This is a genomic window from Brachybacterium timonense, assembly GCF_900258505.1.
GTDB lineage: Bacteria > Actinomycetota > Actinomycetes > Actinomycetales > Dermabacteraceae > Brachybacterium > Brachybacterium timonense.
In genome coordinates this window covers 2,701,058-2,714,337 of sequence record NZ_LT984895.1, presented here as the reverse complement: position 1 = coordinate 2,714,337, position 13,280 = coordinate 2,701,058, and the positions used below count along the sequence as shown (strand labels likewise).

The 13,280-nt window shown below is 66.0% G+C and carries 14 protein-coding genes, 2 pseudogenes and 1 other annotated feature; of the genes and pseudogenes, 10 read left to right on the top strand and 6 right to left on the bottom strand.

Annotated elements, in window-relative coordinates:
• Positions 1-91: 91 nt before the first annotated feature.
• The 7 genes and pseudogenes from C8271_RS12105 (at position 92) to C8271_RS12080 (ending at position 4,823) form a co-directional block, all read left to right on the top strand.
• Positions 92-1,337 (top strand): annotated as a pseudogene (locus tag C8271_RS12105) (IS3 family transposase).
• Positions 361-462 (top strand) — a sequence feature (AL1L pseudoknot). Its footprint overlaps the pseudogene before it by 102 nt.
• Positions 1,235-1,909, top strand: a pseudogene (locus C8271_RS14535) (VG15 protein); the annotation flags it as partial. The pseudogenes C8271_RS12105 and C8271_RS14535, both read left to right, overlap by 103 nt.
• A 90-nt stretch (positions 1,910-1,999) precedes the next feature.
• On the top strand, positions 2,000-2,638 hold the full coding sequence (locus tag C8271_RS13735) for a hypothetical protein (RefSeq protein ID WP_138774576.1): 639 nt from the start codon (positions 2,000-2,002) through the stop codon (positions 2,636-2,638).
• A complete protein-coding gene (locus tag C8271_RS12095; protein ID WP_106507504.1) occupies positions 2,635-2,913 on the top strand; it encodes a hypothetical protein in 279 nt (92 codons plus the stop codon). Before C8271_RS13735 ends, C8271_RS12095 begins: the two co-directional genes overlap by 4 nt.
• Before the next feature lie 193 nt (positions 2,914-3,106).
• Positions 3,107-3,649, top strand: coding sequence for a hypothetical protein (locus tag C8271_RS12090; RefSeq protein ID WP_106507503.1), 543 nt, complete (start codon positions 3,107-3,109; stop codon positions 3,647-3,649).
• Positions 3,650-3,666: 17 nt separating this feature from the next.
• Positions 3,667-4,029 (top strand): hypothetical protein, encoded by a 363-nt coding sequence (locus C8271_RS12085; RefSeq protein WP_106507502.1) that lies wholly within the window; start codon positions 3,667-3,669, stop codon positions 4,027-4,029.
• Positions 4,029-4,823 (top strand): major capsid protein, encoded by a 795-nt coding sequence (locus C8271_RS12080; RefSeq protein ID WP_106507501.1) that lies wholly within the window; start codon positions 4,029-4,031, stop codon positions 4,821-4,823. Before C8271_RS12085 ends, C8271_RS12080 begins: the two co-directional genes overlap by 1 nt.
• Here C8271_RS12080 and C8271_RS12075 read toward each other — a convergent pair.
• The 4 genes from C8271_RS12075 to C8271_RS12060 form a co-directional block, all read right to left on the bottom strand.
• Positions 4,757-5,032: a family 10 glycosylhydrolase gene (locus tag C8271_RS12075; protein WP_245921126.1), complete on the bottom strand. Its 276-nt coding sequence runs from the start codon at positions 5,030-5,032 to the stop codon at positions 4,757-4,759. The two genes, C8271_RS12080 and C8271_RS12075, sit on opposite strands and share 67 nt — an antisense overlap.
• A gap of 202 nt (positions 5,033-5,234) precedes the next feature.
• The gene (locus tag C8271_RS12070; RefSeq protein ID WP_106507499.1) at positions 5,235-6,491 is read right to left on the bottom strand and encodes a S1 family peptidase; all 1,257 of its coding nucleotides are present in this window, start codon (positions 6,489-6,491) and stop codon (positions 5,235-5,237) included.
• A 414-nt stretch (positions 6,492-6,905) separates the two neighbouring features.
• Positions 6,906-7,592 (bottom strand): response regulator transcription factor, encoded by a 687-nt coding sequence (locus C8271_RS12065; RefSeq protein WP_106507498.1) that lies wholly within the window; start codon positions 7,590-7,592, stop codon positions 6,906-6,908.
• Positions 7,593-7,609: 17 nt separating this feature from the next.
• Positions 7,610-8,800 carry a sensor histidine kinase gene (locus C8271_RS12060; RefSeq protein WP_138774575.1) on the bottom strand — a complete coding sequence of 397 codons (1,191 nt, stop codon included), beginning with the start codon at positions 8,798-8,800 and terminating at the stop codon, positions 7,610-7,612.
• A gap of 190 nt (positions 8,801-8,990) precedes the next feature.
• On the opposite strand from C8271_RS12060, the gene C8271_RS12055 reads away from it, so the two are divergent.
• The 3 genes from C8271_RS12055 (at position 8,991) to C8271_RS12045 (ending at position 11,630) form a co-directional block, all read left to right on the top strand.
• The gene (locus C8271_RS12055; protein WP_106507496.1) at positions 8,991-9,290 is read left to right on the top strand and encodes a hypothetical protein; all 300 of its coding nucleotides are present in this window, start codon (positions 8,991-8,993) and stop codon (positions 9,288-9,290) included.
• Positions 9,291-9,592: 302 nt separating this feature from the next.
• Entirely contained in the window at positions 9,593-10,051 is a 459-nt protein-coding gene (locus tag C8271_RS12050) for a Fur family transcriptional regulator (RefSeq protein WP_106507495.1), read from the top strand.
• Between the two features lie 76 nt (positions 10,052-10,127).
• Positions 10,128-11,630, top strand: a complete 1,503-nt coding sequence (locus C8271_RS12045; protein WP_106507494.1) for a catalase — start codon at positions 10,128-10,130, stop codon at positions 11,628-11,630.
• Positions 11,631-11,965: 335 nt separating this feature from the next.
• On the opposite strand, the gene C8271_RS12040 is transcribed toward C8271_RS12045, so the two are convergent.
• Together C8271_RS12040 and C8271_RS12035 are read right to left on the bottom strand one after the other, a co-directional pair.
• Positions 11,966-12,349 carry a universal stress protein gene (locus C8271_RS12040; RefSeq protein WP_106507493.1) on the bottom strand — a complete coding sequence of 128 codons (384 nt, stop codon included), beginning with the start codon at positions 12,347-12,349 and terminating at the stop codon, positions 11,966-11,968.
• Between the two features lie 70 nt (positions 12,350-12,419).
• Entirely contained in the window at positions 12,420-13,169 is a 750-nt protein-coding gene (locus C8271_RS12035; RefSeq protein WP_425428195.1) for a lysophospholipid acyltransferase family protein, read from the bottom strand.
• Between the last annotated feature and the right edge of the window lie 111 nt (positions 13,170-13,280).

Genomic DNA, 13,280 nt, shown 5'->3' with positions numbered 1-13,280 from the left:
GCCGCTGCAACCTTGGCGCGCGGATCATATGAACCGGTCGACATGAAGCGTCCTGGGTTCTGTTCCGAGTCTCAGCAGGGAGAATCGGAGTATGCCCAAGAAGTTCAGTCCAGAGCTGCGTGACCGTGCCGTGCGGATGGTCTACGACCGTCAGGCCCGCGAGGGTGGTCCCCGTGCAGCATCGATTCGTGCGGTCTCCCCGCAGCTCGGTGTCGGCGAGGAGACGCTGCGGATCTGGTGCAACCGCTACGGCCCCACCGAACCAGCCGGCCCGGGGGAGCCGCTCGAGGAGGAGAATCGTCGGCTCAAGCGTGAGCTTGCCGAAGCCTGGCGCGCTAACGAGATCCTGAAAGCCGCCTCGGCGTTTTTCGCAGCGGAACTCGACCGCCCCACGACGAAATGATCGCGTTCATCGATATGCATCGCGAGCAGTTCGGGGCCTGGGCCATCTGCCGCACCCTGCGTGCGACAGAGTGTGGGTTCATCACCTCCCGCGGATACCGTGCTTCCAAGAACAGGAAGGCTTCCGCACGCAGCGTTCGGGACGAGATCCTCATAGAGGAGGTGCAGCGGGTCCACCAGGAGAACTACAGCGTCTACGGGTGCGGAAGATGTGGCACGCCATGCGGCACGCGGGATGGGACATGGGCCGCGACCAGGTCGCGAGGCTGATGAAGATCGCAGGCCTCCAGGGCGTTCGCCGAGGTCGCAAGCCCATTACCACGCGCCCCACGGCCGGAGAGGATCAGCGTCCCGACCTTGTGGAACGGAGGTTCGTTGCGGACCGACCGCAGCAGCTCTGGGTTGCCGATACTCCCCCGCAAGCGGGAGGTGCCCCCACCTATGTCCGGATACTCACCGGATTCTGCTACGTCGCGTTCATCACCGATGTCTTCAGTCGGAGAATCGTCGGTTGGGCGGTCGCGCCCACCCTCCACACGCAGCAGCTGCCATTGCTCGCACTGGAACACGCGCTCCTCTCCACCGGGGCGAGCAGGAATGGAATCGGATTGATTCACCACTCCGACCGGGGCAGTCAATACGTCTCTCTCGCCTACTCAGACGCTCTTCTTGCCGCAGGTGTGAAAGCGTCTGTCGGCACCGTCGGCGATAGCTACGATAACGCGCTGGCAGAGACGGTGAACGGCCTCTACAAGGCGGAGCTGATCTACTCCAAGCGGATCTGGGAGTCGGTCAGCGAGGTCGAGCTTGCCACGATGGGCTGGGTCCACTGGTGGAACACGGCCCGGCTCCACGAAGCTCTCGACTACCGCACCCCAGCGACCGTCGAAGCGTCCTACACTCACTCCACGGCGACCGCGCCCGCGACCGTCTAACCACGGAACAAAACCCAGGGCGCTTCACGCTTGCGGTTGATCGGTTGCTGGCGTTTTACCGTCAGTACCCGGAGGCGAGCGTCGCGCAGGTGACTGAGGTGATGCAGGTCCTTTCGGGGAACTTCGGGCCGTTGACGGCTGCGACCGCGTATCAGGCGTTGCGCACGTCCCGGGAGACGCTTGGCCTGTGGGATTTGTTACCGGAGCCGGAGCCGGGGCTCGCTGCGCCGGCGGATCAGGTGATGGCGGCAACAGCGTGGGCTCTGCAGACACGCTCTGGGCGGCAGCTGTCGGCCTCCCAGGTGCAGCAGCGTTTGGCCGGGTCGCTCACCCGGCTGGTGCGGCAGCCCGGCCGGGAGACGATCTATGAGGCGACGGCCCAGGCTGGTACGCGATGGGCGCGGGTTCCTGGCGCGTATGCGTGCGATTTCTGTCTGATGCTCGCCTCTCGCGGCGCGGTCTACACGTCACGGAAGACTGCTTCGACCACGTCGGGTGACCGCGGGTCGCGGCCAGCAGGGTTGAGCTTTCATGACCGCTGTTCGTGTCACATCGTCGAGTCGCACTCTGACCAGGATCTGCCTGGGATTGTCCACTCGCTGAACGCGGAGTGGTACGCCGTCACGTGGGACGAGAACGGACCGGTCCCTGATCAGTTCGGTATGTGGAAGGAGCACATCGCGATCACCCGGCCGGACAAGACCACGCTCCGTCCGCCCTCCGGAGACGAACACGCAACTGGAGTCCCTGAGCTTCCTGGTGTCTCCAGGAAGCGCGCGAAATCCACCAAGAAGTCGTACCTGACCGGCGCGAATCCGGGGGTTCGCGCCGCTACCACTCACGAGAGCTTCGTGGCTTACAGCACGAACTGCATCCGCACGACACACGCCGCGCTGCTACGCCGCATGGGCTACGACATTACTGCTGGGCCTGGGCAGCCGAAGAACTACGACCTTGCCGATACGGTCCGCATGTGGCGACGCGGCAACAAGCGTGTCACCCTCGAACCAGCCGATCCGAATGCGACACTGTCTGACACTCTTCGCGTCATTGGAGACCAGGTCCCGGACGGCGCAGCCGGTCCGCTGAGAATGAAGTTCACCAGCGGCACCCGGCATGCGGTCATCTGGGAGAAAATCGATGGCAAGGTCGTCGTTTCGGACCCCCAGCTGATCGCCGAGCAGTACGATGTGAGGTATCAAGACGCAGACGTGGAGCGCGGGACCATTCAATGGACGCGACTCGACGATGCTACTCCGACAGAAAAAGTCGCACGCATCGCGAGAGGGGAGGAAAGATGACAGCCACGACTTTCGATGAGGCACGCCGTGTCGCAGCCGAAGCGCTCCAGGGACGTGGCTTGATTCCGAACCTCTACGGTGGAGAGTACGAGGACTACTACGTCCTTGGATTCCATGACGAGCAGGGGCGTGATCATGACGGGACCCTGGTCGTATCGAAGACTGAAGGTCGCGTGATCTACGACATCATGCTCGCTCATCACGCCCGCATCGGAAAGCTCGGACCCATGGAAGTTGTCGGTCAGGTTCCGAACCGGACATCATCAACCGCCTGACGCCGACGTTGCCGCGCGTGTCGAGGCACGCCTGTAATTTCTCGAAGCCCCCTCCGCGGGGCTTTTCTTATACCTACCGCTCCCCTTGAGCCCCTTTCACCGTCTGGTGCAGGGGCTGCTTGTCGTGAACGACAGCACGACTCCCCGGGGGTAGCGGGCACTGACTGTCGGCCACACGAAAGGACCACACTCGATGCCCACCAACGACGCCCAGCAGCCCAACACGACCGGCGACGAGGCCAGCTCCACGGAGGCGACCGGCACACCGGCGACCTTCACCCAGGAGCAGGTCAACGCCTTCGTCGCCGAGGCGAAGCGCAAGACCCGTGACCAGTTCGCGGACTACGAGGACCTGAAGGCCAAGGCCGCCCAGTTCGATCAGGCGCAGGACGCCGCCAAGAGCGACCTCCAGCGGGCATCGGAGCGAGCAGACAAGGCCGAGAAGGACCTCGCCGCCGCCACGGACCGCATCACGGCGATGCAGCACCAGATCCTCGTCGCCGAAGTCGCCGCTGCCAAGGGCGTCCCTGCAGGGAACCTCACCGGCACGACCCGCGAGGAGCTCGAGGCGTCCGCAGACGCACTGCTGGCCTGGGCCGGTCCGAGGCAGGAGGAGCCCCGCCGCGGGTTCGTGCCGAAGGCCGCCACGGGCACTGGGGAACGGCATGCCAGTTCGATGCAGGCCGGCCGGGAGCGGGCACGCGCCAAGCAGGCCGCTCGCAACACGACTATCTGACAAGAAAGGACCATCTGATGTCTTTGAACATCACCTCGCAGAAGTATGGCGGCGGTGACCTGTCGTGGCTGGACTCCCGCCACGGTGTCACCAATGCCCGCACCATCACCCTGGATGCTGCACAGTTCTCTGACGCGGCCGACGGGGTCGTGAAGGCCGGCACCCCGGTCGAAGCTGGCGGCGGCGGCCTGTACAAGCCGTTCACCAGTGGCACCCTCGCCGGATTCACCCTGAATGACGTGTCCGTCAAGGACGGTGACGAGACCGTGGCGCTGCTCGACCACGGCCGTATCAACGTCGACAAGCTGCCGGTGAAGGACTTCAAGGCTCCGGCACAGTCCGCGTTCATCTTCCTGAACGCGAAGGAGGTGGCTGCCTGATGAAGCTCATGACTGATCTCATCGACCCCGCGGCCATCACGGGTTTCGCCCGCGAGAAGGGTGACCAGTTTGACGCCGCTCCCGGCACTCTCTCGGGCCTGTTCCCGAACGAGACGGTGGACGGTCTGACCGCGGCGTGGACCGTCGGCTCCAATTCCAATGACCTTGCTTCGTTCCGTGCCTTCGACGCGGAGTCGAAGATCGGTGGCGGCATCGGTCTGGAGAAGCGTCAGGCGTCTCTCGCTGCCGTCTCCATCAAGGAGCGGTTCGGTGAGTACGATCAGCTGATCCGTCGCGGCGCGAACGCACCGGAGACCGTCGAGGCTGCCGCCGATCGGCTCGCAGAGAAGGTCGCGAAGGCGACCATCGACCGGATCATCCTCGCCCGTGGCGAGGTTCTGGCGACCGGTAAGCTCGCGATCAACGAGGACGGATTCATCCAGAACGCTGACTTCGGTCGCCGTCCGGACTTCACCGTCACCGCCGCGAACCTGTGGGACGCCGATGGTGACCCGATCCAGGACCTCGAGACGTGGATGGCCGCGTTCGAGGAAGAGAACGGGGTGACCCCGGATGTCCTGTACGTGTCGCGGAAGATCCAGTCGGTCCTCATGCGATCGGAGAAGCTCCGTGCCTACTTCGGGCCGACGGCTGCTCCGATGCTTACAGACACCGAGATCAACCAGCAGCTGGCGGCGCGTGGCCTTCCGGCTGTTCGATGTCTCCATCAAACCTGGGGCACTTCAGGGTCCCTGCCCTGCTCGCCGATGATGTACAGCGACCACGGCTCATAGGGGGAGGGCCAGAACACGTCCGCGGTCGGGCGCACTTGAGAGACGATCGCGTTGAGCTTCATGTCGACCGCGGCGTCGAGCAGGGCCAGGTACTCCTGTTTCTGCTGTTCGACCGGGGCGCCTGCCGTCGGCCAGTCGATGCCCAGAACGGTGGCGATCCACATACCGCGCAGCTGGCAGACGGAGTGCTGATGAGTCCTGGTGCACATTCCTACCATCGAAAGATAGAGAACTTCGTGCGTTGTGGATTCCTCGGAGGGAAGTGCCGGGAGCGTGGCGGCGCCCACTCCGGCTCGGGCCGACGGCCACCCCCCCCGAGCACGACGACGGCCCCTCCGAGGAGGGGCCGTCGTGCCTATGAGGCGGTGCTGAGCGGGGGATAGGCTCAGCGTCCGCGTCGGAGTCCGGTGATCACCACCAGGGGTCGTCCTCGCCGGTGTCGCCGGTGCCCAGGGTGCCGTACTCCAGGCCGTACTCGTCGAGAGCGTCGGTGACGGGCTGGAAGTAGGACATGCCCGGAGCGTAGCCAGCGTTGAAGCCGCACTCCTGGTCACCAGGGCCGCCCGAGGTCAGGCCCACGGCGTAGCCGCCGGAGACGTAGGCGCCGCCGGAGTCACCGGGCGCAGTGCAGATGCTGGCCTCGCCGAGTCCGCTGACCTGGGCCTGCACCCGGCCCTGGCGGTCGGAGTACGTGACGGTCGCGTCATAGCCGGTGATCTGGCCGCAGGTCACGCCGCTGGTGGCGCCGGACTTGCAGGTGTCGGTGCCGATCGGAGCCTTCCAGGCGCCGCGGGAAGCGTCCAATTCAACCTCGTACTGGCCCTGCTGGTTCACGGTGCCGTCCATGGTGACGCCGTCAGCGAGCTCCACGATGCCCATGTCGCGGTCAGGCAGTCCGTCGTAAGAGGTGAACTTGCTGTCCACGGTGGTACCCACAAGGCTGCCGTCGGCGGCAAGCACCTGGTCAACGGGCTCCACACAGTGCCCGGCCCACACCATGTAGTTGCGGGACCCGTCGTTGGCGCCGAACCCGGCGGAGCAGTAACCGCCGCCCAGGTCCATCTTGTCGCCGCCTGCCACATTGGCCTGCATGATGTTTGCCTCGCCCTGCTCGATGGTCACCGCATCGCCATAGCCGGCGGCGAGTTCGGAGACGGTGGACTCGCCCGCGCTGTTCACCACGGTCACCACCACGGTGTCGTCGACAACATTCGGGGAGATCGAGGCGATGTTGCCGTCGGCTCCGATAGCGTCCGTGAGCTCGGAGGCGATCTCGCCCAGACGCTCCTCACCGAACTGCGGGCTGGCGACCTCGAGGCCGGCGGCCTCGGCGGCTTCCGCCGCGTCCGAGCCGGCGGCGGCCTGCAGCACGAGGGTGTTGTTCTCGTCGAAGTAGGCGCCGTCGTAGTCGTAGCCCTGCTCATACAGCTCGGCGTACGTGTTGTTCTGCGTCTCCTGCTCATCGAGGTGAGCGGTCTGCTCCTGGATGGTGCGGCCGGAGCTCTTCGCCATGACGGCGACTTCCTCATCGGAGAACTGGGTGGAGACCGACTGGGGGGCCGCCGAGTCGGAGTCCTGGTCGCCCGGGGCGGCGAGAGCAGGCGCCGCACAGAGTGTCAGAGCGGCCACAGCAGCGGGGCCGGATACGAGGAGGCGGGAGATCTTCATGGGGGATGTCCTTGGGATCGGGATCAGTGTCACCCGCCGAAGCCTCGTGGATCTGCCAGGCTGAACCATCGTCGGCTCAGCGGGTTATACCCACGCTATGGACTCCTGACCTGCATCGTTACCCTGCATACGTGCCGATCTGTGAGTCCTGCCTCATGCTCATGTGCCGGTGTGGTCGGTCGAAAGTTCCGGTGACTCACCGGTAGGGCACCCAAGGGTGAAAGAGCCGACGGATGGACCGGTTCAGGCTCCGAGGCGCGACGGAACCTCCACGATCTCGGGAGAGCAGGCTCTTTGCGGTCGTGACGCCGATGCGCCACAGCACGCACGCGGATGAGTGGCTGTGGTCGGCGTCGAATGTGAAGGTCTACGAGCCGCCACAGCGCGCACCCGGATGAGTGCCCGGGGCCCCGCTCACAGCGACGGTCGCGGCGGTGTGACGAGCCCCCGTTCGAAGGCGCGTACGGCGATCTGCAGTCGCGAGGTGCAGTTCAGTTTCGTCATCAAGGAGGACACGTGGGACTTCACGGTGGATTCGGACAGCTTCAGCGTTGAGGCGATGCCTGCATTTGACTCCGCCGCGCACAGCAGCTCGAGCACTTCTGCTTCGCGCTCGGTCAGCCCCAAGCTCTCAGCAGCATCTGCAGCACGTGGACCTGAATTCTCCGCCTGCTCAGGAGTCATGGCGGAGATCGCCAGATGTGACGCGAGCTCCGGCGTGATCACGGTGCCTGCCCTCGTCGCCGCCGTGCGCACAGCCGCCACGAGCGCGGCCGCAGAGGTGGACTTCAGCAGGAAGCCGGCTGCTCCCGCTCCGATGGCCTCCTTGACCTGCTCGTCGGTCCCGAACGTCGTCAGCATCAGCACAGCGACGTCGGGCCGACGCGTACGGATGATGCGCGTTGCAGTGATCCCGTCCATACCCGGCAGCGCGAGGTCCATGAGTACCACATCCGTGCCAGGCTCCGTGAGGCGCTCGAGAGCGTCCTCGGCGTTGTCCACCACAGCAACGACCTCCAGGCCGGGGTCGCGGTCGACATATCCCGCGAGCGCCTCGCGCACGATGGGGTCGTCATCGCAGATCAACACATGGATGCTCACAGGTTCTCCGTTCACAGTCAGCAAGGAATTGAGATCTGGGTGAGGAAGCCGGCGGCTTCATGTCGAGTCACCAGTGTGCCGCCCAAGGGCTGGAGTCGTTCCCGAATGCCGTCCAGGCCCGCGCCACCGCTGAGCGTGACATCCTCGTCGGCGCGGATCCCGTTGAGCACCACGAGCTCCAACCGACGAGGACCAGTATCGTCGCTCAACTCGGACATGAGCGTCACCGGCACGGCCGGGTCACCATGGCGCACCACGTTTGCTCGGATCTCGTCCAGGCATCTCGACATGGTGCGCAGCACATCCTTCGGTAGAGGATCCTCAGCCTCTACATTCACACGGACCGTGAAGCCCAGGGCGTTCAGCTGGCCACGTGCCCTATCCAGAAGATCCGGCCATGTCGCTGCAGCAAGAGGGAGGTCAGCAAGACAGACGTCCAGCTGCTCGGCAGAGTGCAAGCTGTCCATGAGTGCCCGCAGCTCGCTGGTGGCGCTGCGTGCAGTGCGGGAGATGCGTTGGAATTCGCGCAGGGAATCGGGTTCGACATCCTGCCGCTGCGCCGCGGTTTCCGCGAACAGAACGACTTCGGTGGTGGCCCGCACAGCGGTGTCGTGAAGTTCGCGGGCGAGCATATGGCGCTGCTCGGCGAGGTCGCTCAACCGGCGGGCGCGCTCCGCGGCAACGCGGTCAACCAGATGGCGCACCCAGAGTCCTGCCCCCGCGGCGAGGCCGAGCAGAACCGCCCAGACCAGCAGTTCGCTGATCGTCTGTGCCGGGCTGGCGCCGCTCAGTACCGTACTGAGGCTGAGCACCGTCATATGCCACACGCCGATCACGAGCCCGGCCCGCAGTCGGGAGGATGCGGTGCAGGCGGCGACGGAGGCGGGTGAGACGAAGATGGCGATCCCCACGAAGGGCGGCTCGTGGATGAGCGGCAGCGTCAGCGCGAGCCCGGCCAGTACGCCAGCGCCGACCGGATGCAGCAGGCATAGGCCGCCCGCGATAGCGAGAGCTACCACTGTGGCTGCAGAGAGCACGCTCTGGTTGATGGCCGCGGGCAGGGTGACAAAAGCTAGCGCCACGGTCACGATGGCGGCGGGCAGCAGCGCGTGACGCATGGCCGATTTCGGCGTGGGGCCGGGGTGCGTCGCCGCCCGGGCGTTCTCCCCGTCCTCCACACCATGTGGGACACCGGTGATGCGAGTCACCACCACAGGGTAGTGTGGCCGGGCGGGTTGATGCTCGCCGTGTTCATCGCCGCGGTACCGCTGGCCTCGTGAGGCTGCTGCGGAGACGATGCGTGAAGCGGGGAGCGTGACCGCGGTCGTGGGTTCCGGAACACCTGCGGCGATGTGTGCCCATCGACGTCCCTGGCGTCCAGCTACCGAAAGGATCGCTGTGATTACCGCTGTTGCACCCACTACTCGCCCTCGTCGTCCCCACGCCACCGGTGGCTCTCGCCGCCTGCGCGGCGCCCTAGCGGCCGTTGCTGCCGGTGCCGTGCTGTGCGCGCCGTGTGCAGCCTTCGCCGCCAGTGCCCCATCGTCGGAGGTGCAGGTCTCCGGCGGCGGCCAAAGCGCTCCGGCTCAGTCATCCGAGCTGCGGGACAAGATGGATGTCGCCGGCCATGAGAGCGACTTCATCTGCACGCTGGTCGCGCCGGAGCTGCCGTACCTGTGCAAGAAGAAGAAAAAGTGAGTGCTGCGGGCTGACTTCTCGACCAGCGGGGATGCGCGCGGTGAGCCGCTGAGCGCCCGCACGCTGACGCTGAGCGTGGTTGATCGCTGAGCGCAAGCGCGCCCGCAGATGCACGCCGACCCGTCGGCGGAGCCGAGGGGTTCGATCGGTTCAAGGGCTCGGGCTCATGCGGTGCAGTACCCGCGGGTCGTGCGTACGAGCAGCCGTGAACCGCGATTGAGTAGCCGTGAACCGCGATGCCGCCACAGTTCCGACAGTTTCGTCTTCTTGAATAAGTCAAGATAAAGACCCATGGTCGCGGTATGACCACAGCACCACCGCGCAGCGAGCAGTTGGCCGATCCGGCTGCCGCGCTCCGCGCTGCCGGGCTGCGGGTCACTGCCCCGCGCGTCGCGACCCTCGAGGTCGTCGCCGCCCATCCGCACACGGATGCCGAGACGATCGCCGGCGCAGTTCGCAGCTGCCTCGGCGCCGTGTCGCGGCAGACCGTCTACGACGTGCTCCACGCCCTGACGGACGCAGAACTCTTGCGTCGCGTGAGCGTGGGATCGCGCAGCATGCTGTACGAGATCCACGAGCACGACAACCACCACCACCTGATCTGCCGCCATTGCGGTCGCCTCGAAGACGTCCCCTGCGTCGTGGGACACGCCCCATGCCTGCACCCCGAACAGGACCACGGATTCGACATCGAGATCGCCGATGTGGTCTACCGCGTCGTGTGCAGCGACTGCCGCGCACGCAAGGAGTCCGCTGCCTGACCCGGGCTCGCCCGCGCCGCCCCCTCAACCACCCCGCTCACTCCGTCTACCCAACCGACACCGTCAAGGAGAAGAGATGGCCGAGTACACCTTCGACCCCAGCAAACCCTCCACCACAGAATCCGGCGCCCCGCGCGAGTCCGACGCGAACTCGCTCAGCCTGGGCGCCAACGGCCCGCTGCTGCTGCATGACGTCGCCCTCGTGGAGAAGCTCGCCCGCTTCGACCGTGAGCGCATTCCGGAGCGCAGCCCGCACGCGAAGGGCTCCGGGGCCTTCGGCGAGCTCGAGATCACCGAGGACGTCTCCCAGTACACCAAGGCGAAGGTGTTCCAGAAGGGCACCACGACCCCGATGATGGCCCGCTTCTCCACCGTCGCCGGTGAGCTCGGATCGCCTGATACCTGGCGTGACGTGCGTGGCTTCGCCCTGAAGTTCTACACGCAGGACGGCAACCTCGACATCGTCGGCAACAACACGCCGGTCTTCTTCCTGCGCGACCCGATGAAGTTCCCTGACTTCATCCACTCCCAGAAGCGTCTGCCCGACTCGGGCCTGCGCAGCGCCGACATGCAGTGGGACTTCTGGACCCTGTCCCCGGAGTCCGCCCACCAGGTCACCTACCTCATGGGCCAGCGTGGCCTGCCGAAGACCTGGCGCCACATGAACGGCTACGGCTCCCACACCTACATGTGGGTCAACGAAGCCGGTGAGAAGTTCTGGGTGCGCTACCACTTCCACACCGAGCAGGGCGTGGAGTACCTGACGAACGAGGAAGCGGAGAAGCTGGCCGGCTCCAACGCGGACGCCCACCGCGAGGACCTCTTCGAGGCGATCGGCCGCGGCGAGTTCCCCAGCTGGAAGGTCTCCGTGCAGGTGGTGCCCTACGAGGAGGCCAAGACCTACCGATTCAACATCTTCGACCTCACCAAGGTGATCTCGAAGAAGGACTACCCGCTGATCCCGGTGGGCCGCTTCACGCTGAACCAGAACCCCGTGAACCACTTCGCCCAGATCGAGCAGGCGGCCTTCAGCCCCTCGAACCAGGTGCCGGGCACCGGTGTCTCGCCCGACAAGATGCTGCTGGGCCGCGTGTTCTCCTACCCGGATGCGCAGCGCAACCGCCTGGGCACCAACTTCAATCAGCTGCCGGTGAACCGCCCGATCGTGCCGACCAACTCCTACGACAAGGAGGGCGCGATGCAGTTCTTCCACACCGGTGACGCACCGGTGTACGCGCCGAACTCCAAGGGGCGCGCCTACCAGGAGGAGCAGGGCCCGGTCGACAACGGCTGGGAGGCCGACGGCGAGATGGTCCGCGCCGCCTACACCCTTCACGCCGAGGATGACGACTTCGGCCAGGCCGGCACCCTTGTGCGCGAGGTGTTCTCCGACGCGCAGCGTGACGAGTTCGTGGACACCGTCGCCGGCGCACTCGAGGGCGTCTCGGAGCCGGTGCTTGAGCGCGCCTTCCAGTACTGGAAGAACGTCGATCAGCAGATTGGTGAGCGCATCGAGCAGGCTGTCCGCGGTGGCGCCGGCGATGATTTCCCCGGTTCGGTGTCTGACCAGGACGCCTGAACCACAACGGCGCTCAGGCGCGGGCTCAGGCGGGGCATCGCCCTGCCTGAGCATTGCGCCTCAGCTCGCAGGATGCCTGGCTGTGCAACAACGAGGCATAGTCTCGCCTGAGCGTTGCGCCTGGTGAGCATACGAACGGAGCCCGTCCCGCAGAAGCGGGGCGGGCTCCCTCTATGCCGTCGGGTCGAGCCCGCCGCGGCCTCCGCGAACCTCTGCGACGCGTCTCTCCCTCCACAGCGTCGGGTCGAGCCAGCGCCTCACGTCATCGGGTTTTGCCGCTGACTCAGGCTGGCAGCTCAGATCCGCCGCCCGGGTCCTCCAGTCGGCCGGACGGGTCAGACCACGAGCACTTCGCTGTTCGCCGACAGGATGAGCTTCTGCACTGTCAGTCCCAGCAGGTGGCGGCCTGGGGACTCGCGCTTGCGGTTGGCGATCACGAGCAGCTCGGCCCGCTCTTCCGAAACGACCCGCAGCAGCACATCGGCGATGTCGTCCTCGGTGTGCTCCTGGCGCACCTGAACCCGGACGGGGGAGCGGCGCAGATGCTCCAATGCAGCCTCGAGATCATCCTTATCCGCGTGGCGCGGATCCTGCTCGACACCATCGCGCAGCACGTTGACCACCACGAGGGGGCCGCCGCGGCGCTCCGCCTCGGTGCGAGCGATCTCCAGCGCGCGGTATCCCACCTCGGTGGGAATGAAGCCGACGACCACTGCCATGTCTGCCTCCCTCCTGCGGTCACCCCGCCGACGCGGCGGAGTCGGACATGTGCAGAATCCTACGGTGCACTCAGCGCTCAGGCTGGGCCGATTCGCCGGTCCCTGATGGCTGGGCCGTCGAGGTGGGGCCTGTCGGCTGCTGCGCAGGCCTGGCCCGGCGTCCTTCACGGCCAGCGTCCTGCGCACGCGCCTGCCCTGATAGCGACTGGATCGTGGCCATGATCTGCTCGGTGATCAGGCGTCGGCGCACTCCCTTCGGAAGAGTGTCATCCAGGTCAGAGAAATCCATGGGCTCGCCCACGCGCACCGTCACGATGCCTGGATCCGGCCACCAGCCGCCATCGAACATGTGCTGCGTACCCTTCAGGCCGACGGGCACGACGGGGCAGCCGGACTCGATCGCGAGCCAGGCCGCGCCCTGCTTGCCGGCGTGGAGCAGCCCGTCCTTGGACCGCGTCCCCTCGGGGTAGATGCCGAAGCCTTCGCCGTCGCGCAGAATCGCGAGCCCTGCGTCGAGTGCCCCGCGGCCGGAGCCCAGCGCCTCGCGATCCAGAGGCACAGTGCCCACAGCATTGAAGAACCAGCGGATGATCCGGCCCTTCAGACCAGGCATCTTCCAGAAGTCGTCCTTGGACACGAACCGCACGGGGCGCGGAAACACGATCGGGATGAGGAAGCTGTCGACGTTCGCCAGATGGTTGCTGGCGACGATGAAACCGCCCGAGCGTGGCACGTTCTCCATCCCGACCACGCGGGGCCGCCACACGGCCCGCATCAGCGGAGCCACAATCACCTTGGCTCGGTCGTAGAACCGTGTCACCGACATCCTCCTGTGTCCGGCCTGGTCACCGGGTCCACCCTAGACCCTCGTGGGACGCTGACCTTCACGCATCTGCGGGCCCACCGATACGTGCCTGAGGGCTCGTGGCAA